This is a genomic window from Pyrococcus woesei (genome assembly GCF_050496105.1).
Lineage (GTDB): Archaea > Methanobacteriota_B > Thermococci > Thermococcales > Thermococcaceae > Pyrococcus > Pyrococcus furiosus.
In genome coordinates, this window is record NZ_CP179867.1 from 1,454,553 (window position 1) to 1,478,655 (window position 24,103).

At 41.9% G+C, this 24,103-nt stretch carries 23 protein-coding genes and 1 tRNA gene; 11 read left to right on the forward strand and 13 right to left on the reverse strand.

From position 1 onward, the window contains the following. Positions 1–19 precede the first annotated feature (19 nt). Genes ACMFNG_RS08080 through ACMFNG_RS08105 form a run of 6 tightly spaced genes read right to left on the reverse strand, consistent with a single transcriptional unit; the run spans position 20 to position 3,326 of the window. Complete coding sequence (locus ACMFNG_RS08080) at positions 20–322, reverse strand: transcriptional regulator (RefSeq protein ID WP_011012226.1); 303 nt, start codon at positions 320–322, stop codon at positions 20–22. Continuing rightward, entirely contained in the window at positions 322–828 is a 507-nt protein-coding gene (locus ACMFNG_RS08085) for a hypothetical protein (RefSeq protein WP_014835325.1), read from the reverse strand. Before ACMFNG_RS08085 ends, ACMFNG_RS08080 begins: the two co-directional genes overlap by 1 nt. 60 nt (positions 829–888) lie before the next feature. Then, entirely contained in the window at positions 889–1,497 is a 609-nt protein-coding gene (locus tag ACMFNG_RS08090) for an ABC transporter ATP-binding protein (RefSeq protein ID WP_014835326.1), read from the reverse strand. Next, positions 1,494–1,922, reverse strand: coding sequence for a hypothetical protein (locus tag ACMFNG_RS08095; RefSeq protein WP_011012229.1), 429 nt, complete (start codon positions 1,920–1,922; stop codon positions 1,494–1,496). Before ACMFNG_RS08095 ends, ACMFNG_RS08090 begins: the two co-directional genes overlap by 4 nt. Before the next feature lies 1 nt (position 1,923). Continuing rightward, positions 1,924–3,054: a hypothetical protein gene (locus ACMFNG_RS08100; protein WP_048059051.1), complete on the reverse strand. Its 1,131-nt coding sequence runs from the start codon at positions 3,052–3,054 to the stop codon at positions 1,924–1,926. Further along, positions 3,051–3,326 carry a hypothetical protein gene (locus ACMFNG_RS08105; RefSeq protein ID WP_011012231.1) on the reverse strand — a complete coding sequence of 92 codons (276 nt, stop codon included), beginning with the start codon at positions 3,324–3,326 and terminating at the stop codon, positions 3,051–3,053. The genes ACMFNG_RS08100 and ACMFNG_RS08105 overlap by 4 nt, the downstream gene beginning before the upstream one ends. Positions 3,327–3,542: 216 nt before the next feature. Between ACMFNG_RS08105 and ACMFNG_RS08110 the strand changes: the two genes are divergently transcribed. Next, positions 3,543–3,824: a hypothetical protein gene (locus ACMFNG_RS08110; protein WP_011012233.1), complete on the forward strand. Its 282-nt coding sequence runs from the start codon at positions 3,543–3,545 to the stop codon at positions 3,822–3,824. Then, positions 3,821–4,132: a hypothetical protein gene (locus ACMFNG_RS08115; RefSeq protein ID WP_011012234.1), complete on the forward strand. Its 312-nt coding sequence runs from the start codon at positions 3,821–3,823 to the stop codon at positions 4,130–4,132. The genes ACMFNG_RS08110 and ACMFNG_RS08115 overlap by 4 nt, the downstream gene beginning before the upstream one ends. Positions 4,133–4,325: 193 nt before the next feature. Here the strand turns inward: ACMFNG_RS08115 and ileS are convergent, their stop codons facing one another. The 3 genes from ileS to taw3 form a co-directional block, all read right to left on the reverse strand. Then, positions 4,326–7,526, reverse strand: coding sequence for an isoleucine--tRNA ligase (gene ileS, locus ACMFNG_RS08120; RefSeq protein WP_011012235.1), 3,201 nt, complete (start codon positions 7,524–7,526; stop codon positions 4,326–4,328). Positions 7,527–7,655: 129 nt separating this feature from the next. Next, a complete protein-coding gene (locus ACMFNG_RS08125; RefSeq protein WP_011012236.1) occupies positions 7,656–8,720 on the reverse strand; it encodes an AAA family ATPase in 1,065 nt (354 codons plus the stop codon). 42 nt (positions 8,721–8,762) lie between these two features. Then, positions 8,763–9,365, reverse strand: a complete 603-nt coding sequence (gene taw3 / locus ACMFNG_RS08130; protein ID WP_011012237.1) for a tRNA(Phe) 7-((3-amino-3-carboxypropyl)-4-demethylwyosine(37)-N(4))-methyltransferase Taw3 — start codon at positions 9,363–9,365, stop codon at positions 8,763–8,765. A 49-nt stretch (positions 9,366–9,414) separates the two neighbouring features. Here taw3 and ACMFNG_RS08135 point away from each other — a divergent pair, with 49 nt between their 5' ends. From ACMFNG_RS08135 to ACMFNG_RS08155, 5 genes are all read left to right on the forward strand, one after another. Continuing rightward, complete coding sequence (locus ACMFNG_RS08135) at positions 9,415–10,296, forward strand: acetamidase/formamidase family protein (protein ID WP_048059052.1); 882 nt, start codon at positions 9,415–9,417, stop codon at positions 10,294–10,296. Positions 10,297–10,789: 493 nt separating this feature from the next. Further along, positions 10,790–11,716: a hypothetical protein gene (locus ACMFNG_RS08140; RefSeq protein WP_223208967.1), complete on the forward strand. Its 927-nt coding sequence runs from the start codon at positions 10,790–10,792 to the stop codon at positions 11,714–11,716. Between the two features lie 96 nt (positions 11,717–11,812). Then, on the forward strand, positions 11,813–13,132 hold the full coding sequence (locus ACMFNG_RS08145) for an RNase J family beta-CASP ribonuclease (RefSeq protein ID WP_011012240.1): 1,320 nt from the start codon (positions 11,813–11,815) through the stop codon (positions 13,130–13,132). A 13-nt stretch (positions 13,133–13,145) separates the two neighbouring features. Continuing rightward, a complete protein-coding gene (locus ACMFNG_RS08150) occupies positions 13,146–14,168 on the forward strand; it encodes a polyprenyl synthetase family protein (protein WP_011012241.1) in 1,023 nt (340 codons plus the stop codon). A gap of 63 nt (positions 14,169–14,231) precedes the next feature. Continuing rightward, a complete protein-coding gene (locus tag ACMFNG_RS08155) occupies positions 14,232–15,065 on the forward strand; it encodes an NAD(+) kinase (RefSeq protein WP_011012242.1) in 834 nt (277 codons plus the stop codon). On the opposite strand, the gene ACMFNG_RS08160 is transcribed toward ACMFNG_RS08155, so the two are convergent. Next, positions 15,066–16,028 (reverse strand): homoserine dehydrogenase, encoded by a 963-nt coding sequence (locus ACMFNG_RS08160; RefSeq protein WP_011012243.1) that lies wholly within the window; start codon positions 16,026–16,028, stop codon positions 15,066–15,068. It abuts the gene before it with no gap. A 107-nt stretch (positions 16,029–16,135) separates the two neighbouring features. Here ACMFNG_RS08160 and ACMFNG_RS08165 point away from each other — a divergent pair, with 107 nt between their 5' ends. Further along, the gene (locus ACMFNG_RS08165) at positions 16,136–16,672 is read left to right on the forward strand and encodes a nicotinamidase (RefSeq protein ID WP_011012244.1); all 537 of its coding nucleotides are present in this window, start codon (positions 16,136–16,138) and stop codon (positions 16,670–16,672) included. Here ACMFNG_RS08165 and ACMFNG_RS08170 read toward each other — a convergent pair. Both ACMFNG_RS08170 and ACMFNG_RS08175 read right to left on the reverse strand, forming a co-directional pair. Then, the gene (locus ACMFNG_RS08170; protein WP_011012245.1) at positions 16,659–17,639 is read right to left on the reverse strand and encodes an AI-2E family transporter; all 981 of its coding nucleotides are present in this window, start codon (positions 17,637–17,639) and stop codon (positions 16,659–16,661) included. The two genes, ACMFNG_RS08165 and ACMFNG_RS08170, sit on opposite strands and share 14 nt — an antisense overlap. Further along, on the reverse strand, positions 17,629–18,069 hold the full coding sequence (locus tag ACMFNG_RS08175) for an HIT family protein (protein WP_011012246.1): 441 nt from the start codon (positions 18,067–18,069) through the stop codon (positions 17,629–17,631). The genes ACMFNG_RS08170 and ACMFNG_RS08175 overlap by 11 nt, the downstream gene beginning before the upstream one ends. A 92-nt stretch (positions 18,070–18,161) precedes the next feature. On the opposite strand from ACMFNG_RS08175, the gene ACMFNG_RS08180 reads away from it, so the two are divergent. The 3 genes from ACMFNG_RS08180 to ACMFNG_RS08190 all read left to right on the forward strand — a co-directional run bounded on the left by ACMFNG_RS08180 (position 18,162) and on the right by ACMFNG_RS08190 (position 22,949). Beyond that, a tRNA-Tyr gene (locus ACMFNG_RS08180) sits at positions 18,162–18,239 on the forward strand. Positions 18,240–18,262: 23 nt separating this feature from the next. Continuing rightward, positions 18,263–19,477, forward strand: coding sequence for an alpha/beta hydrolase-fold protein (locus ACMFNG_RS08185; protein ID WP_011012247.1), 1,215 nt, complete (start codon positions 18,263–18,265; stop codon positions 19,475–19,477). Positions 19,478–19,550: 73 nt separating this feature from the next. Further along, the gene (locus ACMFNG_RS08190; RefSeq protein ID WP_014835329.1) at positions 19,551–22,949 is read left to right on the forward strand and encodes a CARDB domain-containing protein; all 3,399 of its coding nucleotides are present in this window, start codon (positions 19,551–19,553) and stop codon (positions 22,947–22,949) included. 38 nt (positions 22,950–22,987) lie between these two features. Here ACMFNG_RS08190 and bpsA read toward each other — a convergent pair whose 3' ends face one another. Continuing rightward, positions 22,988–24,037: a N(4)-bis(aminopropyl)spermidine synthase gene (gene bpsA, locus ACMFNG_RS08195; protein ID WP_011012250.1), complete on the reverse strand. Its 1,050-nt coding sequence runs from the start codon at positions 24,035–24,037 to the stop codon at positions 22,988–22,990. Positions 24,038–24,103: the final 66 nt, after the last annotated feature.

Below are 24,103 nucleotides of genomic sequence, written 5' to 3' on the forward strand. Positions count from 1 at the left end.
TCTACATTGTTAACAACAATTAAAAATGTATTGCATCGATTACTGTCTTCAAGTGACTCAAGAATTTCCTGGTTTCTTCCATGCCATAATCGGTTATCTCCACCATAGTCCTAGGCCTGTCCGCTATCACCTTGTATGTTCTCACGAATCCATGCTTCTCAAGCACTTTAATGTGGGAATCAAGATTTCCAGGAGTTAGGTCGAGAGCCTTTTGAATATGAGAAAAAGGAGCTCTCCTCCTGGGAAAGAGATATATCATAATTCCCAGCCTAACAGGATTTCCCAGGGTGTGAGATTTCATGATCTCTTTGATTTCTTCCATTAGATCACCCTAAAGGTCTTGTATAGGTTAATTAACGTCACAACTGAGTATGTAAGGATTATTAATGCTGTCGCAAGTTCCCAAGTGGGACTTACAAACGTTAAAATTACCAACAGAGGGATTAACATGCTGTTCTCTCTGAAGGACATGTACATTCCCAGGTGGCCAAGTGCTATCATAGAGGCTAGCCCTCTTGCATCTCCTAGAAGGCCAAAGGCAACGCCACCAATTATCCAACCAATTATCCAACCGTAGCTTACTTTTCCCTCACTGGCCTCAACTTTTAGATATTTGTTGTAAACCTTCACAGTTACAAGAATTATTAGGGCTATTGTGATAGGCCAGTAAATGCCCGTATATTTAGGTGCCAGGAAAAATACCAAAAGGTAGCCTCCCATGCCCGCTAGCCAAGCTGAATAAATCAAGGCAGTGTATATATGAAAAGTGGCCATAAGCTTCTTCTCAACCTTGTCAAGTACTTCTTTTAGTTCTTTAACCCCCTCCATAAATCCCACCAAAAATTAAATGGAGGTAGAGGTATTTATACTCAGGTCAAACTCTGTAGTTCAGAGCTTAGGTTTGTACTTTACAACATCCTCATTAATGGGAAAGTATGGAAGTTTTTCTCTGGAAGATATGATTACGATGCCCCTCTTCTTAAGAGTATCAACAATTCCCTTTAATATTTCGTGCTTTGAGTCTTCATCTATAGCTACAACCGGATCGTCTAGAACAAATATTTCGGCATTGACGAGTAGAGCTGAAGCCAACTGAATTCTCCTCTTCATCCCCTGGGAACATTTTTCAAACTTTATATTCTCGTCGGAAATACCAACCAAATCAAGAGCCCTTACCACTTCCTCCATACTTGGGTTTACACCATATAAACTGGCTACTGCCTTAAGATAGTCTCTAGCCCTTACCTTATTTGGGACCAAAATACTCTCGGGGAGGAAGAATATCTTCCCTCTAACCTTCCTTATTGGAGCACCATTGTAGAGAATCTCCCCTTTTAGAGGTTTTAGATAAGTGGCTATTGTTTTTAGAAGGGTGGTTTTCCCTATCCCGTTGGGGCCATAGAAGTTTACTGCATCACCATTTTCCAGCTCAAGTGTAATATCTTCTAGAAGGGGCCTCTTGTAGCCAACGCTTAGCTCTCTTATTTCAAGCTTCATTTTGCTCCCTCCCAAAGACCTCTTAGGCCAGAAAGAGAGATTATCAAAAATATAATACCAGTGAGTCCGTATCCTATCTCTATAAGTAGCAATCCAAAAACAAAGGGCAACAAAAATCCAAGGATCCATCCTATAATGTATCTCTGGTTTGGAATATCAGTTTGAGGAATCCATATAAATGCTAACTTTTTATAGTCAATTCTCACTTCTACAGGTGAGGATATCGGAAGGTATTGAGCAACTTCATGAAGATAAACAGCTCCAATTACTGGAATTGTAAAATTTTTGAGTATGAATGAGAGAACGCAGCTTAAAGTTCTAACTCCAACTATATATGTGATCCCTAAAGGTATTACTGTAATTAGACCAGCCAGATAGATAGTGAAAAATGTTAGGGACTTAAAAAAGCTTACGTAATGCTTCATTTCACTCTCCCTCCAGTTGAAGTCTCACTTTATAAGCAAGAGGGGCTAGAAAAACTCCAATGATTGCCAGCCATGGACTAAAGAATTTTGCCCAGATAAAAGGGGCTACGACGATGATTGAGTATAGAACTAAGAAAGCGTTATCCTCGAAGTTTGTAAGGATCAGAGACATCACAACTCTCGCAAAACCAAATGTAATAATCAATCCAGCTAGAGTATTCACAGATATAGAGGAAGAATAGAAGATAATTGGCAAGATTAGGGAAAGGGAAAAGAGCACGACCTCTTTAAATAATCTTCTTAGGTAGCCCTCGGGTCTAAGGTAATGAAGATAGATAAGATGATAATCCATGTAATAGTCAATTCCCAGGAGGAAAGGCCAGAGCAAAGGCGTAGAAAGGCAAATAGCAGCCAAGATTGCTGTAATCTTTACGTAAATATAATTTCTTGGGTCTAAAATTACCCATGGAGGCCACCTGGTTTCACATTCCCAGAAGCCACACCTGAAAGGTATTCCAAGACTTTCTATATACCCTACAACCACTATATAGGCAACTGAAAAGATGAGTAACAACAACCTTACTTCTGCAGATAATGTAGAGATATATGAACTTCCAACAAAGTACACTCCCACCATTCTGTTTTTGATCACAATCACAGTTAGATATAGTGCCAATAACACAAAATATCCAATTAACATATTCTTCTTATCGAGGATTAGTAGGAGAAACGCTCCAAATAGAGAAATTCCCATTCTAAGCCTTAGGGAAGTTGAAAGTGGGAGTAAAGCCAGCAAAGAAAAGACTACAAAGTTCAATAAGAAGGAATTAGGATATACATAGCTAAACATAAATATCACGGGAAAAGTCGCTATAATTGAGATAAGAATTGCAATAGCACCCGAATTCGGCTTATAATAGAGCAATTTTCCGATTTTAACAGGGTTGAATAGGTGGGAATACATTAGAACTGCAATTCCCAATGTTACGAAAACAGATGGATCATCAAAAATTGCCCCTTTATGCCACAAATAAAAGATAAAAATAGCGAAGGTAAGGGTAGTTATCCAGTACCTAATGTTCCTCATGGTAAGGTTAACGTGGTACCAAATCACACCTCCTAGTGCTTTCATTTTCTTAATCCCCCATAGTACTTTCTGAAAAGCCTCCATGCAATAATAAATCCTAAGGCAAAGGATAAAGAGATTGTGAGAGGCGTTAGTTTTATTGATAGTCTTTCTATGGAGTATGAAGCCTCAAATAATATCCCATTTCCAGGAGGAACGCTTTTTGTTGCTATTATCAAAGTCGCTAGACCATATAATATCGCCATTCTTATCATATAACCCAAAGCAATTCCGCCCAATACAACAGAAATGATCCCCAAGATGATTTTTAAGTTCATTAATTAACACCCCCTCCTTTAATTTCCAATAGTACTTTAATTACATTATCATAAGTAACTTTTAAAAAGTTGCGCCTTAAATTATTGCAATAAATTTTGTCAGTTGTTTGGTTATTTTATAAGAAGTAACTTTAAATATTTTACTAACGTTAATGACAATGGCAGATATAGTTAGAAAGAAATCGGGCAATTTGAGAATTAAATGGAGGAATAAATATGTCTTTGTTGGAGGATGGAGCATATGCGGGAATAATTGGAGGGATTGTATACCTCATGATTCTATTAGCCTTTAGAAATGTCCTTACAAACCGCAGGAAAATTTCATGGATACTCCAGCTTGAGATGGCACTCTTTATGATACTAATTGCCTCCCTAGCCTTAACTCGTAGTGAAAGAGCCCCCACATTCCTGGGAATTGTGGCCTGGACATGGTTAATTGTAGTTGTAATTACAGCGGTCATTGGTCTAACTATGGAGCAAAGAGGTGAAAGAAAATGAATCTCTCAGCTATATTTGCCTCTCTCCTGGGTTTGTCTCTATCTCTATTTACCACTGGAGTGTATAGGTACTATTCGAAGCCAAAGATTCACAAAACCATGAGAGTCGTTATTTTAAACCCCGACAAAGTAAGTGAGAGAGAAATTCCTCCCACCCTTCCAGAAGATCTTGGACGTATTGCTAACTCTTTGGAGCAGGAACTAGTTTCAAAGCTTAGAAAAGATCAACAGAAGAAAGCAATATCACTAATTAAAATATCTCTCATTGGAATTATAATCTCGCTAATAGGCCTTATCCTTGGACAATAATCCGAGAGATTCTAACTTTACCTGAAATAAATGGTTGTTCTTTTCACTTCCTCTATTACTCTTGCCTCAGATAGAATTCTTCTATTGCCCTATAGCAAATATCCTTGAGATTCAACTCAATTAATTCAAGCTTTTTCTCTTTCAATTCGGGCTGATGTTAAAATATTTTTAGAGGAAAGAAAAGAGGAAAAAATCATTCAATCTTCTCAATTCCTATCTTTGCCTGAACCTCTGGCCACTCCACAACGTAACCCTTGGCCTCTTCAAAGCGAACCTCGATAGCTCTAGTCTCACGCATTATATACTCTAGATTCTCTTGCAAGAGTTCGCGGTTCTCCTCTGTGGTCTCTATTGTGACAACAATTCTATCATTGACGTCAAGGTCGAGCCTCTTTCTCATCTCTTGAATTCTTCTAACGAACTCCCTAGCCAATCCTTCAGCGAGCAATTCTCTTGTAAGGGTCTTGTCGACGTAGACCCTTCCTCCCTCGAAGTCCTCTGCAACGAGGAAGTCTGGGATGTTCTCTTCCACAATTATATGCTCCCTTGTTAAGTGGAACTTCTTGCCCTCTATCTCAACATCGACTTCTCCCTTCTCGTAGAGCTCAAGACCGTGCTCGCTTATCCACTTAGCCACCAACCTTGCATCTCCCTTGAACTCTGGACCAACCTTGGCAAAGTTCGGTTTAACGGTAATTTCTCTCTCAACATTTCCAACGACGACTTCCTTGGCATTGAGCTGATCCCTAAGTATGTAGTTTAACCTCTCCACTGCCTTCTTTACAGTATCGTCCTGGGTTTCAATTATTATCTTCCTGACGGGGTACCTTAACTTTATCTTGGCCTTCTGCCTTGCGGCTGAGCCCGCCTCAACGATTCTCCTTATGAATTCCATCTCCCTCTCAAGCTCTTCATCTACTGCACTCTCATCTGGCTTTGGCCAGTCAAGCATGTGAACGCTCTCGATGCCGGTGAATGGCCTCATTATATTCTGGTAGATCTCCTCGGTTATGTAGGGAGTGAACGGTGCCATAAGCCTTAGCAGAACATCAAAGACCTTCCAGAGAGTGTAGTACGCTGCCAGCTTATCTGGATCATCACCCTCAACCCAGAGCCTCTTCCTTATCAGCCTCACGTACCACCTGCTCAAATCCTCAACCACGAAGTTGTATAATGCCCTTGTAGCCTTCGTTAGGTAGAACGTCTCTATTCCGTTCTCTACTTCCTTTATCAAGTTGTTGACCCTACTCAGTATCCACTTATCCTCTTCTCTGAATTCCAGTTCCTCTACCTTAACATTTCTTGGATCAAAGTTGTCTAGGCTCATGTAAGTTGCTGAGAGAACGTAAACGTTCCAGAGTATGTTGAGCATCCTCCTTACCTGCTCAACACCCTTCCAGCTGAACTTGAGGTTCTCCCAGGGGTTGGTTGCCCAGAGCATGTAAAATCTAAATGTATCTCTTCCAGCCTTTTCAACTACCTCTTCAGGCCTTATTATGTTCCCAAGGCTCTTACTCATCTTATCTCCTTTCTCGTCAAGAACGTAACCGTGCATTGCAACTGCCCTATATGGGACTGTGTCGAAGGCTATCACTGAGGCAGCTTGTTGAGAATAGAACCACTTTGTAACTTGATCTTCACCCTCAACTATGAAATCAGCAGGCCAAAGCTTTTCGAACAGCTCCTTGTTCCTGGGATATCCCAGGGAGGCCCAGCTCGCTATTCCACTGTCGAACCAAACGTCAACCACATCCTTTACCCTTCTCATCTCTTTTCCGTTGACCTTTATTATGAATGCATCAACGTAGGGCCTGTGGAGGTCTTCTGGGCCCAGCTTCTCTTCTATAACCTTGAGCTTCTCCTCATAGCTCTCTGGCAAGTCTATTCTTTCACCGTTGACCTCTATTGCAACAGCCAGCTCAACCAACTCCTTCCAGGAGCCGACTACATATATTTCTCCGTCCTCGCTCTGCCATATTGGAAGTGGGATTCCCCAGTAACGTTGCCTGCTTATCACCCAGTCACCGCTGTCCCTTACTCCATTGTCGAACCTTATCTTAACCCACTCAGGATACCAAGTTACTTTTTCGTCGTTCTCCTTGATTATCTTCTCCTTAACTTTGCTAACTTTGAGGAACCACTGGTCTGTGGCCCTAAAGATTAGTGGCGTCTTACAACGCCAACAGTGGGGGTACTTGTGCTCTATTTCTCCAGCCTTAACTAGGTAGCCCTTCTCTTTGAGATGCTCTATTATTTGAGGATCTGCCTCCTTAACATATACTCCCTTCCACTTGCCCTCCACGTACTTTCCTTGGTCATCTACCGGACTGTAAACTGGTAGTCCATACTTCTGCCCAACTTCAAAGTCTTCCTCACCATGCCCAGGAGCTGTGTGGACAAGCCCAGTACCTTCCTCCAACGTCACGAAGTCAGCTAGTATTACTCTATGGACCCACTCGTACTTCTCCCTGAACTCCTTCTGCCTTGGGTACTCGTCCATTAAGATATGGACGTATCTCAAACCTTCAAGCTCTTTACCCTTGAACTCCTCCACAACTTCACCTTTGACACCAATATCTCCCAGAACCTTCTCTACTAATGCCTTAGCCAATATCCAGTACTCCTCCCTACCGTTAAGATCAACCCTCACCTTTACATAATCGTAATCTGGGTGGGCGGAAACAGCTAAGTTCGCTGGGAGGGTCCATGGGGTGGTTGTCCAAATTAGCAAGTACTCATTTTCCTTCCCCTCAACTGGGAACTTCACGTAGATGCTTGGATCCTTTCTCAGCTTGTACTCTCCCCTTACCTCGTGCTCAGCTAAAGCCGTCTCACATCTGGGACACCAGTGAAGGACGCGCTTGTCCTTCTCCAGCAAACCCTTTTCCCAAGCCCTCTTTAGCGTGAACCATGCTGATTCAATGTACTCATTCTTTATGGTCATGTAGGGATTATCCCAGTCCATCCAAACGCCCAGCATCTTGAATTGTTCTGTCATTATCCTGAGATTGTTTAATGCGAATTCCTTACACTTCTGGATGAAGTTCTCAACTCCGATCTTTTCTTCTATCTCCTTCTTCGTCTTTAACCCCAAAGCCTGTTCAACCTTTACCTCAATTGGAAGCCCGTGCATGTCGTAACCGGGCTGCCTCCAAACGTTATAGCCCTGCATTGTTCTGAATCTTATTATCATATCTTTGATTATCTTGTTCCAAGCAGTGCCTAAGTGAATTGCTCCACTTACATACGGAGGCCCATCCAAGAAGTAGTACTTTGGTCCGTTCTTTCTTAGCTCCTTAACCTTCTGGTATATGTTGCTCTCCTTCCAGAATTGCTCTATTTTTTCTTCAAGCTTTCCCGGAGTGTAGTCTCTAAACTCTGGCTCCTTTATCATCTCAGAACCCTCCTGGGATTTATATTGAAGAATAACCTAGAACAGCGTGTAGAAAGCTCAGGCAACATTTGAGCTGGAGATAAATAAATCCCCCCTCATCGATATCGCCTAACCTTCACTCATCCTACTTTATAAGGTTTTCCGTTCACTCAAGGCAACCTTAACGAGAGGATCACTCAGCATGTATTTACCTTCAACTTCCTTGATCCACCCCATCTTCTTGAGGTTACTGAGAAGTTCGTAAAGCCTTGGCTCGGGAGTGGGAATTCCTTTAACGCTAAGGTAATCACGGATAAGACTCCACCTGTTGTAACCCAATGCTATTCCTCTTAAAATTTCAAGATAGCGACGACTTCTTTTCTCGAGCTCTTTGAGTTCTCCGAGTATTAGTCCCCTTGCAATCTCAAAAGTTCTCTTCATGGCTTTTTCGTAGTCTTTCTCTTTCATATACACCACTCCAAAGAGGACAAGCCACCCTGGAATTCCATCTAACATTTCGACTGCCTTTTCTATGATTTCATCCTCAACGTTTAGGTTAACTTCCCTAAATCCTGCCTTTAAGAATTCTTTGGATAAGTGAGAATCAAATGGCTCCACGTAGACCTCTCCTGCAATCCTCCCGTATAGAGGGCTTTCATAATCACTTATACCAAGAAAATCGTGAAGAAGGCCAACTTCAGACCCTGTGAGCACTATTTTGAGATTCTCTAAATTGTCATATGCATAAGCAAAAAGGGCTAGCAAATCTCTTCCTCCCCTGGAACCATAAAATCTCAAGTATTGAGCTTCATCGAAGGCTAAAACAAACTTTCCCATCTTCTTTCCCACTTCATTAAGACTCTCAAATATATCCAGAAGGGAAACTTCTTTGGGCTCAATTTTTAGGAACTTAAGATCAAAGGACACTTTAAACTTTGAGAGTAATTTTTGAAGAAGATTACCTCTCTCTTGAAGCTTTCTTATTAAATCATTTCTTGTAATATGGCCCCTTTCCCCATAGAGCTCTCTGCAGTCTATCAGAATTCCTGGGTTTTCGGATAGATAAGCTTTTAAAAGGGAGCTTTTACCTACCCTCCTAATTCCCAGGAGAAGAGTCATTGAGTAATCTTCAATACTTTTCTCAAGTTTTTTGAATTCTTTTTCTCTGTCAAAGATGTCCTCCCTTCTCTCTTTAGGTCTTAAGTCAAAAAGCACTTATGCCACCATAAGTAACTTATGGGGGCGTAAGTTATATACTTATCGATTTAGCGCATCAATATTTGACTCAAGTCTCTTTAACTTCTCCTTAAACCTTCTCACCTGGGCATTAGCTATCTCAACTATCTTCCTCAAATATTCTTCTCCAACGAGTATTCTTCCATTTTCTCCTAGGAGAACGTCCATTCTCTCCGTAGATCTAATTTCAACGATTAGCTTTTTGTTGCTTATGCTCTTTATGTTAGAATACTTAAATCCGCAGGAAACGGCCAAGTTTACAAGCCTTATTGCATCTTCCAGAGTCTTAGCCCCAACGTGAAGAATGGGACTTCTCACAAGAAACCACAGCTGTCCACTCCTATGCTTTTTAATAGCCCCCAAAACTTCATCGAGGGAAACCTCTCTGTGCCACTTCCCAAGCCACTTGGCGTTCACCTTGTCTCCAAAATGAGGCATCTCCATTACGGAGATTCTTCCAGAGCAAGATGAGGTAGTGAAATAGTTGTCTAGAGAGTTAATTTTCTTTAAAAGAGGGATTATGTCTTCGTCAACCTCCCCTTTTCTTAGGGCAATTTCAAGGCTTATTAAAGCCTCCTTTTTTGCCCTTTCGAAGTTCTCACTAAACTGCATGTATAAAAGCATTCAGGCGGAGCTTTTAAAGATAACCTACCTAGCATTTATGGTGAAAGCCATGATATTTATCCCAAAGGAAAAGCATGTGTACTCTTTCGGCCCAGATATGAAGGAAGTTGCCAGAGCTAAGCCTGGAGAAATAATAGTGTTTGAAACCCTCGATGCACTTGGTGGGCAAATAAGGAGTGAAGAAGATACTGTTGAGAAGATAGATTTTTCGAGAGTTAATCCTGCCACAGGGCCAGTGTACATTGAAGGTGCTGAAAAAGGAAAGATTTTGAAGGTTAAGATTCTTGAAATTGAAGTTAATGATCGAGGAGTTATAGTCACAGCCCCAGGAGCTGGAGTTCTTGGAGATCTTGTAAAAGCCCCAAAAACAAAGGTATGCAGAATTGCTAATGGCTTTGTTCAGTTTGGAGAGTTTAAGATTCCCGTAAGACCGATGATAGGAGTCATAGGCGTTGCTTCTCCAGAAGAAATACCAACCGGAACCCCAGGAAGGCATGGGGGAAATATGGACACGAACTTAATAACTGAGGGCTCAACGGTTTACTTCCCGATCTTTAAAGATGGAGCTTATTTGGCATTAGGTGACTTACATGCAGTTATGGCCGATGGAGAGGTTTGTGTTTCTGCATGTGAAGTTAGTGGAAAGGTTACAGTTAAGACTGAAGTTTTAAGTGGGAGCATAGAGTGGCCGATAGTGGAAACTAGTGATGCTTACTATATCCTGGTTTCAGAGGAAGACCTTGAAGATGCTGTTAGGGAAGCGGTAAAGCAGGGCGTTGATATTCTGAGAAGAGCAAATGAACTAAGCTGGGATGAGGCTTATATGTTAGCAAGCTTAATTATGGATGTCCAAATAAGTCAGCTTGTTGATCCTAGAAAAACAGTGAGGGTTAGAATTCCAAAGCAATATCTTAAGATGTCCTTATTCTAGTTCTTTGTTCTTTTATACTCTTATAGAACAGGTGAGAGAGATTGCATTTTTCAATTCTATTTTAGTCTTATTCAGAACAAGCTTTCGATCCCAATATAAGCCCCAGAGCTAAACCTTTAAGACTTATGAGAAGAGCCATAGAAATCCTACTTCAATATGACAAAAATTCAAAAACTTAAACAATAAGTTTTTATATAATTTTACAAATTCAATAAATAATGGTGACTTAACAATGAATAAAATATTTCCAGGTAGGAATAATTATAATTGTAATATTAGCTAGTATAACAGCAACTGGATATCCTTTCTATACACCATTTCCAATGTTTGCAACTCGTAGTTTTGGTTCGACGAGTGAAACTGGGCTAACCATAACTTTAGGCTCCCATATTTGGCATCAAGAATTGTTACATGGATTGGGGGACTGGTGGTCATGAAAAAAATCAATAAAAAAATCAGTATTTTATTAACACTGCTCTTCTTTTTTCCTTTATTGCTAGGCTGTATTAATGCTCCTCACACAAATACCAGGAATCACGAAACACCTATTACCATTCTTTCGAAAATTCCGGAAGATGTAAATGAAACGGGGCTTATTGGAGAGTATGGAAATGTTAAAGTGGCAAAAGCTACTCGGGGATATATAATATACATAAATAACTCTAGATTCTTCCTCAACGCTTCAAAGGCTTATTTCTTCCCCTGGGGGTTTGTAGTAATTGAAAAAACTTATGAAAATTTGACCATTCCAGTTTACATCTACACAAGAACAACTACAACGACCTATAGAAGGATAGAAGGCTCAAATGATACAATCAAAGGTGTAGAAGTAGTTATTAAGGAAGGAGTTGAGAACGTAACTGAAGTTGTCGAGGTAACAAAGATTAAAGCGTACAGCTACAACGGGAGTCTCTTGTGGGAGCACAAACCTCAACCACCGTATAAGTGGAGAGCTATTTTACATTACCCTCGCATACTTTTCTCCAACAATAGCGAAGTGTTCTTTATAGCTGAAATCCCTCAAGGAATTGGGGGAAAGTCCCCCGATCTCCCACCCCTCCTAAGAAATGTTACGCAAAACTGCTTGTATGTCTACGGAGAAAGGGGATTAATCCAAAAGTTTGTTTTCTCTAACCTATATAGGGCAACGGACGTCTTTCTAATTTCAGCAGGAAATTACACGGCCTTTGGTATAGAAATTCCCTACGGAGATAATACTCCTCACTATGCCGAAGTGTTAATTTTCCAAGGTTCCAAGATTATCTTTAGAAAGAGCTTTGTGAGAGATAATCCCTCTGTCCTTATGGACTTACTTACAGGAAAGGCTAAAGTTCTTCCCAATGGGTACGTGGAGTTTGGACTTTTCGAAGGAGTGGGAGTTTATTACAATGGCACCTTTAAGTATATCCCAAGAGAGTGAAACTTTTTCTCCCACATCTTTTTAAACCAAAACTCAAACAACAATTCAGTTCTTCCCCGTGCCCAAGTGGCTCGGGGAGATAAGGGAGGAGAGAGCATGATAAAAATCTACACTCTCGGGGGTTACGAGGAAGTCGGAAAGAACATGACTGCTGTTGAATACGAAGGGGAGATAGTGATAATAGACATGGGAATAAGGCTCGACAGGGTTTTGATTCACGAAGACGTTGAGTTCCAGAAGATGAGCTCAAAAGAGCTAAGGAAGCTTGGAGCAATACCGGACGACAGGCCAATCAGGGATAAGAAAGTGGTTGCAATAGCACTCTCCCACGGGCACTTGGATCACATAGGGGCAGTGGGAAAGCTAGCCCCCCACTATCCTGACGTTCCAATATATGGAACCCCCTACACGATTAGGTTAGCGAAGAGCGAAATAAAGGGAGAAGAGTATTTTGAGGTCACAAACCCACTCTATGAGACCAATTATGGGGAGATTGTCCAAGTAAGCGAGAATCTGGCCATAGAATTTGTCCAGATAACCCATTCAATTCCTCACTCTTCGATAGTTGTAATCCACACCCCAGAGGGAGCTGTCGTTTACGCTTGCGACTACAAATTTGACAACAATCACCCCTACGGGGAGAAACCCGACTACAAAAGGCTAAAAGAGCTTGGAAAAGAAGGAGTTAAGGTTTTAATAGCTGAATCAACGAGGGTCGCTGAAGAAACAAAAACTCCAAGCGAGGCCGTTGCGAAGATGCTCCTCGAAGACTTCTTCCTATATGAGGGGATGGAGGCCGATGGACTTATAGCTACAACCTTTGCGAGCCACATAACGAGGCTTCAAGCGCTGATAGAGATAGCAAATAAGATGGGAAGGCAAGCTGTATTCATAGGAAGGTCTCTAGCCAAGTATACTGGAATAGCAAAGCAGTTGGGCTTGATAAAGATGAAAGGTTCCAGAGTTTTGAGGAGCCCAAATGCAATAAGCAAGGTTTTAAAGGAAGTTTCACAGGCGAGAGAAAATTATCTTCTCGTGGTAACTGGTCATCAGGGTGAGCCGGGGGCAATACTAACAAGAATGGCTAACGGAGAGCTCTATGATATAGGGCCGAGGGATACAGTTGTCTTTTCGGCAGGAGTCATACCGAACCCCTTAAATATAGCTCAGAGGTATGCCCTAGAGACAAAGTTAAGGATGAAAGGGGTAAGAATGATAAAGAATTTGCACGTAAGTGGTCATGCAAGCAAGGAGGATCACAGGTATTTAATAAGGATGCTCAACCCAGAGAACATAGTTCCCGCGCATGGGGAGTTCAGGATGCTCACGCACTATGCAGAATTGGCAGAAGAGGAAGGATATATGATTGGCAAGGATGTTTTCATTTCAAGAAACGGTCATGCAATAACAATTTAGGGGGGTGAATTAGATGTATGATGAGCTTTTTAAAAAGATAAAGGAGAAGGCTAAGTTTGTTGATGAAAAACTGCTCTCTCTAATCCCTGAAAAGGAACCAAAGATTCTTTATGAAGCCGCAAGGCACTATCCCCTGGCTGGTGGAAAAAGGGTTAGGCCATTTGTTGTTTTAACGGCAACTGAAGCTGTGGGGGGAGAGTGGGAAAAGGCAATATACCCAGCTGTAGCTATAGAACTAATTCATAATTACTCCTTAGTGCATGACGATATTATGGATATGGATGAAACTAGGAGGGGAAGGCCCACAGTTCATAAGGTTTGGGGAATCAACATGGCAATATTAGCTGGAGATCTGCTCTTCAGCAAGGCCTTTGAGGCTATTTCGAGGGCAGAGATACCACCGGAAAAGAAGGCAAGAGTTCTTGAAACAGTTGTAAAGGCATCAAATGAGCTTTGTGAAGGTCAAGCTATGGATTTAGAATTTGAGAAGAGGGACACCGTAACAATAGAAGAGTACATGAGGATGATAAGTGGGAAGACAGGGGCTTTGTTTGATGCATCTGCAAAGGTTGGAGGAATAGTTGGGACTGACAACGAAGAATACATTAATGCACTATCAACTTGGGGAAGAAACGTTGGAATAGCCTTTCAGATTTGGGACGATGTCCTTGACTTGATTGCCGACGAGGAGAAGCTCGGAAAGCCTGTGGGGAGCGATATTAGAAAGGGCAAGAAAACCCTAATAGTTGCCCACTTCTTCGAAAACGCCGATGAAAAAGATAAGCAGAAGTTCCTGAAAGTTTTCGGAAAGTACGCTGGAGATGTAAAGGGGGAGGGGATAATAGAGGAAGACATCAAGGCAGAAGTCATGGAGGCAATAGATTTGCTTAAGAAATATGGAAGTATAGATTATGCCGCCAACATTGCTAGAGAGATGGTAAAGAAGGCAAATGAAGCCCTTAAGGTTCTTCCTGAGAGTGAGGCTAGGAAAGATTTAGAACTGCTAGCTAGATTCATTGTTGAAAGGGAGTATTAACTTTCCTTTTTGCACGTTCCATAAATCTTTTTAAGTCTAAGATTTCTTAAATAAACGATTCTCATGAAGTTTGGAATAGTTGCAAGGAGGGATAAAGAGGAGGCTCTAAAGCTCGCCTACAGGGTCTATGATTTTCTTAAAGTTAGTGGATATGATGTAGTTGTAGACAAAGATACTTACGAGCATTTCCCATATTTTAATGAGAGAGACGTAATACCTCTGGAAGAATTCGATGTAGATTTCATAATAGCGATTGGTGGAGATGGAACGATACTCAGAATAGAACACATGACAAAAAAAGATATTCCAATATTGAGCGTAAATATGGGAACTCTTGGCTTTCTTACAGAAGTTGAGCCCTCAGACACCTTTTTTGCATTAAGCAGGCTGATAGAAGGAGAATACTACATAGATGAGAGAATTAAGGTCAGAACTTATATAAACGGGGAAAACAGAGTTCCTGATGCATTAAATGAAGTTGCAATATTAACTGGAATCCCAGGAAAGATAATTCACCTAAAGTATTACGTAGACGGAGGATTAGCGGATGAAGTTAGGGCAGATGGATTAGTTGTTTCAACTCCTACCGGCTCTACTGGTTATGCAATGTCCGCTGGAGGTCCATTTGTAGATCCAAGGCTCGATGTAATCCTCGTGGTTCCTCTTCTCCCCCTCCCTAAAACCTCAGTCCCAATGGTAATCCCAGGGAGCTCAAGGGTCGACATTACACTGGTTAGTGACAGGGAGATAATACTTGCTATAGATGGCCAGTACTACGAATACTTACCCCCAGATGTTGAGATAACGGTAGTAAAAAGCCCCAGGAAAACAAAGTTCGTTAGGTTTACAAAAGAGATATACCCTAAGTACACGATGAAAATAAAGGAGAGGCATTAATTACCTAGCCTTTGGAAACCTTAGGGCAGCTTTGATTATATCTGTGAAAACTCCGCTCGCAGTAACTCTTCCTCCTCCCCCTGGGCCTTTAAGAACAACTTCCCCCAAATTGTCCGTCTTTATTATTGCAGCATTTTGTACTCCTTCAACCAATAATGGGCTATTCTCCGGGAGTTTGATGGGCTTCACACTTATTCTTCCTTCAGAGACTTGAGCCACCAATCTAACATTTCTTGCATCCTTAACTTCTCGAATCCCAACTCTTTCCTCAAACTCTGGAGGAGCTCCATATGACACCCAGTGAAGAATCTTTGCCTTATAGAAGGCATCAATTCCATCTATGTCCTTAGAAGGATCCTCCTCTAACACTCCCAGGGATTTAGCTTCATTAAAAGCTTCTTCAAATGTCTTTCCTTGCTCCATTCTTGTGAGAATAAAAGTTGTACTTGCATTAACAACTGCCTTGATCTCCTCTATCTTCTCTCCGAGCAGGTTCTCCCTCAAAAGTCCTATAATCGGCGTTCCTGCCATCACGGTAGCTTCGAAGAATAATCCAGCATTCCCCTCTTGGGAAGCTTTTAGCAACTTATCATAACTTTCGGCAATAGGTGGCTTATTGCTTGTTACTACGCTTACCCCCTCCTTTAATGCGAACTCATAAACCCTCGCCGCATCATCCCAACTACTGACATCAACAAAGATATCTGGTCTTATCTCCTCAATTATCTCTTCTGGCTTAAGATAATAGACTTCGTAATCTCCTATGTTACTTATCTTCCCAGTTGCTTCCTTAACTTCCTTGGCCTCAAGTAGGTCAAAGTCCCCCCAGAGAGTCCCGCTCCTGTCAGTTATTGAGACTACCTTCAACTTAATCCCGTAAACTTCTGAGTTTTCGGCAACTATTTCAGCCAAAGCCCTGCCAACTGTTCCAAAACCGAAAATAGAAATTTTGACCTCCTTCATGAATGGAGAGTGGCAAAGCAAAAATAAAAATGTTTAGGGAATAATTTGGATGCCGTGACCATAAACTAAAAATAGAACAAAAGGTAAATGCATATGAGGTGGTCATAATGCCAGAGGAAGCCCTCATTATTGTTGACATGCAAAGAGACTTCATGCCCGGTGGGGCTCTTCCAGTACCTGAAGGTGACAAAATAATTCCCAGAATAAATGACTACATAAAAGAATTCAAGGAGAAGGGAGCTTTGATAGTTGCGACGAGAGACTGGCACCCTGAAAATCATATAAGCTTTAAGGAAAGAGGTGGACCATGGCCAAAGCACTGTGTTCAGAATACCCCAGGAGCGGAGATAGTGGTCGATCTTCCGGAGGATGCAATAATAATTTCAAAGGCCACTGAGCCAGATAAGGAGGCATATTCAGGATTTGAGGGGACTAACTTAGCTGAGATCCTCAAGAAGAATGGCGTAAAGAGGGTTTACATCTGCGGTGTTGCAACTGAATACTGTGTGAGAGCTACGGCCTTAGATGCCCTAAAGCATGGTTTCGAAGTTTATCTTCTCAAAGATGCCGTGAAGGGAATAAACCCCGAAGACGAAAAGAAAGTCCTGAGGGAGTTAGAGGAGAAAGGAGTTAAGATTCTCTAGCTCTATTTAGTTTTTGCCACTCCCTCAGCATTTCCACTGCAACGTTTAGGACTATTGGGCCTATAATTAGTCCCTTTAATCCCATGGCCCATACTCCTCCAATCATTCCAATCAACACGAGAGTTTCATCGAACTTTGCCTCTTTCGCAACTATTTTTGGTCTAATTGTGAAATCTGGCAAGGGAGAAACTAGAGCAGCTCCATATGCAGCCAAAAGTATAGCTCTAATAAAATGTCCTGAATTAAGGAGGTAAATTGACCCAGCCAGCCAAACCATCCATCCTTCGAAGAGTGGGATAAAAGAAAATAGTATCGTAACAATCCCTGCAAGTATGGCAGTTGGTAAACTGGAAACATCAAATATTATGAAGCCAATCGTCATGAGTATCCCCTTGGCAATATTAAGAAGAAGCCACGCCTTTATTAAAGCCTGGAGCGTTAAGTTCCCCCTGTATAGAATTTTCTTCATTTTTTCATCACTTTCAAAGGGAATTAATTTAGCAATATCTTTCTCGTGAAGAAGGAAGTAGTAGACAAATGCCAAGTATGCGGCAACTTGGAGAATGTACTTTGGAATGGAGAAAGTGAAAGAAAGGATGTACTCCTGAACTCTAGGTGCTAATTGATGGTAGATTCCCAAGAAGGCATCGGATATTGATTTTGGGAGAGGAGCACGGGATATCAGAGAATCTATATCTTGAAGGTACACATATGCTTGATTCAGCACGGGATTTAAGGTGTATATGAGAATTATCATCAATACAACCGCCCCAGCTAGGAGAACGAAAATGAGAAGTAGTGCACTTTGCCTCTCTCCAAACCTCCCCGAAAGCTTTGTGTGGAGTGGGGAGAGAACATAAGCTGTTACAAATGCAAAGAAAAAGGAAGAGAAGAACGGCTTAACTGTTAGACTAACTAAAATCAAGATTACAGCCCCTAGAGCTCCAAAAACTATGCTACTTCTCATTAAGTAGCCCCCTCAGGATTTCGACGTACTTACTTTCAAGCCTCTTATCCTGCCTTCCTAAGTTCTCATCCTTCGCATTTAAAACGGCCTTTCTGATACCACCCTCAGGATGCTTACAATCTCCCTTGTACCTGGGAATAACATGGACATGAAGATGAGAAACCGTTTGGCCAGCAGCCTTTCCCAAATTTATTCCCACATTAAATCCATCTGGATTTAATGCTTCTTTCAAGGCTTTGATTGCCATCTCAACTCCCTTCATAAGCATAACTTTTTCCTCCTCATTAAGCCCCTCAATGTTGGTTATGTGCCTCTTTGGGACGACTAAAAGATGTCCAGGATTAGCGGGAAAGCTGTCTAAGAGAATTCTTATTTTATCATCTTCATAGACAATGTTCTCGGCTGGAGGATTGCAAAATGGACACGGCATGAAAGGATTAGATGTGAATATGCTTAAATAGGCATCGCGAAAAGTTTATAAATCCATATCTGATGAAAATCCATTGGGGTTCACAGTAGGGTCCCGCGGTAGCCTAGCCTGGTAGTGGCGGCGGACTGTAGATCCGCAGGTCCCCGGTTCAAATCCGGGCCGCGGGACCACCAAAATTATTCTCGGTGATTAGATGAAGAGAATGATCATGTATCTTTCGACAGTTCTTTTGATAGCTGTGGTGAGTGGGTGTATAAGTGAACAAACTCAAACCCAAACTTTAGAATCAAATTCTCCTACACAAACAACAACCACAACTTCTCCACAGATAACGGTCACTTTTATAGTCTCTGTTCCAGAATATACACCTGAAAATGATTCCATATACATAGCTGGAGACTTTAACAACTGGAACCCAAAAGACGAAAGATATAAGCTCGTCAAACTTCCAGATGGACGATGGAAAATAACTTTAACATTTCCCTATGGAAAAACGATACAATTTAAGTTTACCCGTGGCTCGTGGGAAACTGTGGAAAAAGGAATAAATGGAGAAGAAATACCAAATAGACGATTCACCTTTACCAAGTCTGGAACTTACGAGTTTAAAGTTCATAACTGGAGAGATTTTGTGGAGAAAAACGTAAAGCACACCATAACTGGAAATGTGATAACTTTTGAAATGTTTATTCCTCAATTAAACACGACAAGAAGAATATGGATATATTTACCTCCGGATTATAACTATTCAACCAAGAGGTATCCCGTACTGTACATGTTCGACGGTCAAAATCTTTTTGATGCTGCTACTTCTTTTGCTGGAGAATGGGGAGTTGATGAAGCCTTAGAAAAGCTATACAAAGAAAAGAACTTCTCAATCATAGTAGTTGGGATAGACAATGGAGGAGATAGGAGAATAGACGAATATGCTCCCTGGGTAAATAGAGATTATAGAAGGGGAGGACTTGGAAACGCTACGGTGAAGTTCATAGTAGAGACTTTAAAGCCCTATATTGATGCTCACTATAGGACAGATCCAGAAAAAACTGGAATAATGGGATCTTCACTAGGTGGACTAATGGCTATATATGCAGGCTTTTCATATCCAGAAGTCTTCCGATACGTTGGAGCAATGAGCTCGGCATTCTGGTTTAATCCCGAGATATATGACTTCGTGAGAGAAGCAAAGAAAGGGCCAGAAAAAATTTACATTGATTGGGGAACGAATGAAGGGAGAAACCCAAAGGCATTTTCTGAAAGCAATGAGAAAATGGTCAAAATCTTAAAAGAGAAGGGTTATAGGGAGGAATTCAACCTTAAAGTTGTGATTGACAAAGGAGGATTACATAACGAGTACTATTGGGGAAAGAGATTCCCTCAAGCCGTTCTGTGGCTCTTTGAAGAGTAGCTTTTATGCACATATTTAGACCCAACAAAATATTTAAACTTCTCAGTGACTAAATATCACTTGAGGTGACACCATGAGAAGGAATGCCCAGGTCTTTGCTATGGTGCTCTTATTAGTACTTTCAGGAATTCCCAAGGCGCTTGCACTGTACACTCCAACACCGTTTTCAATAGATGGAAACTTAGAGGAATGGATCAAAGCAGATGCTATTGCTTATGGAAGAGACTCCGGCCTTCCAGGAGCAAACCTTGACAAATTGTACATTGCCTGGGATGACAACTATCTTTACATTGCCATAAAGACTAACAATACCCAGAGTTGGGACCTAGCTTATGGAATTGGAATTGACGTAGACCCAGGAAGTGGAAACGGATACACCGGAGACTCAGACGCATGGGGAAGAAAAATAGCCTTTGGAAACAACTATGCCATAGATTATGAGATTTACTTCTGGTGGAGTGGTGGTAGTGGAATTACTGCTGACAACTTCATAAACTGGACTGGCTCAGGATGGGACTACAAGAGCATTAGTGATGTCGGAGGAAGCTTCGCATACACTGGAGACACAAGCCAAGGACTACAAACCCTAGAAATAGCAATACCATGGGACGCATTGGGTGGAATTACAAGAAAATTTGCCATAATTGCTTGGATTGCTGGTGGAGATGGAAGTAGCGCAGTTGATTCACTACCCGTTGATGACACCATTGTAGACAGCGATAACGAGTGGGTTGATCAAGATGTATTCACGAACCTAAGTGTAATAATGCTATCTCCAAAGAATATCGATGGAAGCTTAGATGATTGGGCAGACTATGAAAAGGTTGGCTCTTCACTTCCAAGTGGGTATCCTGGAGCTGACCTAGAGAGCCTATATGTCTCCTGGGACAGTAATTATCTCTATATTGCCATAAAGACTAACAACACTGCAAGCTGGGATGTTGCTTATGGAATTGGAATTGACGTAGACCCAGGAAGTGGAAACGGATACACCGGAGACACAGATGCTTGGGGTAGGAAGATTGGATTCCAAGGATTTGCAGTTGACTACGAGATTTACTTCTGGTGGAGTGGTGGTAGTGGAATTACTGCTGACAACTTCATAAACTGGACTGGCTCAGGATGGGACTACAAGAGCATTAGTGATGTCGGAGGAAGCTTCGCATACACTGGAGACACAAGCCAAGGACTACAAACCCTAGAAATAGCAATACCATGGGACGCATTGGGTGGAATTACAAGAAAATTTGCCATAATTGCTTGGATTGCTGGTGGAGATGGAAGTAGCGCAGTTGACACAGCTCCCTCAGACTCCGAAGTGCCTCCAGGAGACTCATGGACAGATTATGACAAGCTCTCTAACTTGGCAACAACATTTGAGTTCCCTGACTTGACTGTCGAGATTAAGGGTCCAGATGTTGTTGGAGTGAATAAGCTTGCAGAGTATGAGGTGCATGTGAAGAACCTTGGTGGAATAGGAGTTCCTTCAACAAAAGTTAGGGTTTACATAAACGGAACACTCTATAAGAACTGGACAGTATCTCTTGGACCAAAAGAAGAGAAAGTTCTAACATTTAACTGGACACCAACTCAGGAAGGAATGTACAGAATCAACGCCACTGTAGATGAAGAAAATACCGTCGTTGAGCTCAACGAAAACAATAACGTTGCAACATTTGATGTTAGTGTTGTCTGGGTTGGAAAGATAAGCGTCGATGGAGATCCAAGCGACTGGCCGGAAGTAAGCCTTAACAACAACACCTTTACCTTACAGAATGGAGTATTCATATGGAGCGATGCTCCAGATGATCAGAGAACGGAGAAGGATCCCTACCTCCCAGGAGGAACTTCATCTCATGCAGACTTAATTAAATTTGGCGTGGCAAAAGACGAGAGATATCTGTACTTCCTTTTCGTCTTCAAGAACATGAGCAACATAAAGATCGGAGATAACGGAGCAACCTTCATAGCAGTTCCAATTGACTTCAAGGAAGGAGGAGCAACAGAGTTTGCTGGCGAGATGGATACTAAGAGCATACTAGAATGGGACATCCAAGTTGTAGTCAACTTAGCCTCAAGCCAGTTCAGTGGTGAGAGGGTTGCAACAACAAAAGCTGGTTCAAGCTATGAATCACTCTTCTACGTTCTATCCGCTGACGGAAGTTTCATTACAAGTGATGACGCAATGGTGGGAGTGAACCTCGATGCCAACACAGTAGAGGTCAGAATTCCACTAAGCTTCATTGAGAATTCTGATGAGATAAGGCTTCAGCTTGCCACTGGCTTCAGCTATGGGCCAGCAGTATGGAACTTTGGAGATCCATTTGCAAACGATGATGTGAGCGATATAGTGGACACGATAAGCGAGGCTGGCACTGAGGAAGAGCTTTCAGACAACATCCCAGACTACTATGTAAAGCTACTGCTAGGCACATATCTAGTTGAAGGGGCAGACGTCATTAATTACAGAGAAGAGAGAATAATGATGCAACAACAAGCCGCAGTGAAGTCCTTCATGACGATCTCCAAGTATTACGGAATTCCAAGGTTCAAGAAAGAATACGCCACATATCTAGAGCTCATGAACAACATAACGAACATGGATATCCCAGAAGAGTTCAAGGAAGAGATAATTGAGATAAGGAAGAAGGTTGACGAGCTGTTCTCCCTCTACAAGGAAGGAAAGGAAGTTGCAGAGGAGGGAATGATGAGCTTAGCAGATGCAATTAAGCTATACAGGGCATATACAGGAATGATAAAGGTTAATCAGAGGCTTAAGGAAATCATCCAGGCAATAGCCTCTGGAGAGCTCGAGAGACAGAAGTGGTTGGAGGAGATGAGGGGCAAGCTCACAAAGACAATTGACGGAGATCTCTCAGACTGGAGCGTTGATCCAGTTGCCGTAGATACAGAAGGGTACGGTCAGGATGGTGCAAACCTTAAGGAGTTGTACGTGGACTACGACGACAACTTCCTCTACATAGCATTCACAACGGACAACAAAGCATCATGGAGAATAGCATATGGAGTTGCCTTGGACTACAAGGAGGGGGGATACACAACCGGACAGGATGGATGGCAGAGAAAAGTGGAATTCGAGAGAGGAATTGATGCACAGCTGTACTTCTTCTGGAACGGAGAATTCTTTGGAAACCCAGGAACGGACAGTATAACATCTGCCGACCTAATACTATGGAAGAACGGCACCTGGGAGTACATGCAACTTGACAAAGTTGGATTCTATGCATACAAGGGAGGAAGCAATGGACTCCAGAGCTTGGAAATTGCAGTTCCATGGGAAGTACTTGGTGGAAAGCCAGAGAAGATAGCAATTGTTGTCTACATAACCGGACAGGGAGCAGGAGATTCAGCAGTGGATTCACTACCACTTCAGGATGCAGTCAAGGACAGCGACAACGAGTGGGGAGATGTTGATAAGTTCACAAAGTTTGCAGAAGTCCTAATTAAGTGATTTCTTTCCCTTCTTTAAAATTTTTAAAAAAAGAGAAGTCAAGTTGTGGAGGACTCTTCGTCGTTGTAGATGTCCTCTTCTGGAATCTCGTCTTCGTAACCTCTTGATCCCTCTAAGGTTTCAATTCTGAACATGTAGCTCTTATACCAGTTGTACTCAGGGAGCTTCTTAATTGGGATTAGCTTCCACGCCCTAGTTTCCTCAGCGTAACCCCAGTTCACGTACTCGTTGAAGTTTCTGATTATGTCCGTTATAACAACGTTAAATTCATTTAAGAGCAACTTTTGTATCTCCCTCCACTTGTCTAGGGAACTCTCTCTCCTCGTTATTCCAAAGTATCCTGCACATCTTGGGCCTTTAAGGGTGGCAATTCCTCTACCCACGAAGGCCCTAATGGCCTCGAGGGTCTCTGGGGGATCGGTAATAAAGGTGTCAAACTTGTGGAGGGCATAGTCTGGCAAGGGCTTCCTCAAGTCAAAGGTAAAGATCTCTATGTCCTCATACCCAATCTCGTTGGCAGCCTTCTCGATGAACTTCGTTAGCCTTTCATCTATATCCAGCACAGCAATCCTTTTTGGAAGGCCTGAGAGCATTAGAGCAATACTTGTTAGATCATCATCGCCCAGAACAAAGATATCCTTGTTCTCTAAGTCTCCCCTAGTGTGCATTAGAATTACCCTTGCTACTGTAGTCTCCGGTGTTACATAAGCTTGGTCGAACTCGTGGAGCGGTTCCGGCCTGTCCTTAACTATCTCCCTAAACTGCTCAAGCAAGTCGGCAAAGGCTTGGAGGTCGACGGTCTTACCCTGACAGTGAGGACAAGTAAAGTCGTACCTCTTTCCAATTCCGTATTCCGCCACTAGCTCTTCTCCCTTTTCCGTAAGCTTAACTCCATCCTCGAAAGTTACATATCCAAGCTCGTTAAGACTCTCTAAAATTGCAACGACAAGGGGAAGTGGTTCTTCGCTTAAGTCCACGATTCTCCATATGTCGTCACTTGCCAAAACTGCCGATAGAACGTTTTCAACGCTTCTCTCATAAACGGGGATCTTAGTTTTTGTTTTTACCCTTTCTACAATTTCTTTCATCCCCAAACACCTCCAAAAATGCTTTTTTAGTTTACTTTTTCTGTCCTCTTTTTAAAGGTTTCTGAA

Coding starts and splice junctions, on each gene's coding strand:
- ACMFNG_RS08095 (WP_011012229.1), bottom strand. CDS start 1,922: ATGAAGCATTACGTAAGCTTTTTTAAGTCCCTAACATTTTTCACTATC.
- ACMFNG_RS08105 (WP_011012231.1), bottom strand. CDS start 3,326: ATGAACTTAAAAATCATCTTGGGGATCATTTCTGTTGTATTGGGCGGA.
- ACMFNG_RS08170 (WP_011012245.1), bottom strand. CDS start 17,639: ATGAGAAGTAGCATAGTTTTTGGAGCTCTAGGGGCTGTAATCTTGATT.
- ACMFNG_RS08135 (WP_048059052.1), top strand. CDS start 9,415: ATGATATTTATCCCAAAGGAAAAGCATGTGTACTCTTTCGGCCCAGAT.
- ACMFNG_RS08150 (WP_011012241.1), top strand. CDS start 13,146: ATGTATGATGAGCTTTTTAAAAAGATAAAGGAGAAGGCTAAGTTTGTT.
- ACMFNG_RS08185 (WP_011012247.1), top strand. CDS start 18,263: ATGAAGAGAATGATCATGTATCTTTCGACAGTTCTTTTGATAGCTGTG.
- ACMFNG_RS08160 (WP_011012243.1), bottom strand. CDS start 16,028: ATGAAGGAGGTCAAAATTTCTATTTTCGGTTTTGGAACAGTTGGCAGG.
- ACMFNG_RS08115 (WP_011012234.1), top strand. CDS start 3,821: ATGAATCTCTCAGCTATATTTGCCTCTCTCCTGGGTTTGTCTCTATCT.
- ACMFNG_RS08085 (WP_014835325.1), bottom strand. CDS start 828: ATGGAGGGGGTTAAAGAACTAAAAGAAGTACTTGACAAGGTTGAGAAG.
- bpsA (WP_011012250.1), bottom strand. CDS start 24,037: ATGAAAGAAATTGTAGAAAGGGTAAAAACAAAAACTAAGATCCCCGTT.
- taw3 (WP_011012237.1), bottom strand. CDS start 9,365: ATGCTTTTATACATGCAGTTTAGTGAGAACTTCGAAAGGGCAAAAAAG.
- ACMFNG_RS08155 (WP_011012242.1), top strand. CDS start 14,232: ATGAAGTTTGGAATAGTTGCAAGGAGGGATAAAGAGGAGGCTCTAAAG.
- ACMFNG_RS08110 (WP_011012233.1), top strand. CDS start 3,543: ATGTCTTTGTTGGAGGATGGAGCATATGCGGGAATAATTGGAGGGATT.
- ACMFNG_RS08175 (WP_011012246.1), bottom strand. CDS start 18,069: ATGCCGTGTCCATTTTGCAATCCTCCAGCCGAGAACATTGTCTATGAA.
- ACMFNG_RS08145 (WP_011012240.1), top strand. CDS start 11,813: ATGATAAAAATCTACACTCTCGGGGGTTACGAGGAAGTCGGAAAGAAC.
- ACMFNG_RS08190 (WP_014835329.1), top strand. CDS start 19,551: ATGAGAAGGAATGCCCAGGTCTTTGCTATGGTGCTCTTATTAGTACTT.
- ACMFNG_RS08165 (WP_011012244.1), top strand. CDS start 16,136: ATGCCAGAGGAAGCCCTCATTATTGTTGACATGCAAAGAGACTTCATG.
- ACMFNG_RS08080 (WP_011012226.1), bottom strand. CDS start 322: ATGGAAGAAATCAAAGAGATCATGAAATCTCACACCCTGGGAAATCCT.
- ileS (WP_011012235.1), bottom strand. CDS start 7,526: ATGATAAAGGAGCCAGAGTTTAGAGACTACACTCCGGGAAAGCTTGAA.
- ACMFNG_RS08100 (WP_048059051.1), bottom strand. CDS start 3,054: ATGAAAGCACTAGGAGGTGTGATTTGGTACCACGTTAACCTTACCATG.
- ACMFNG_RS08090 (WP_014835326.1), bottom strand. CDS start 1,497: ATGAAGCTTGAAATAAGAGAGCTAAGCGTTGGCTACAAGAGGCCCCTT.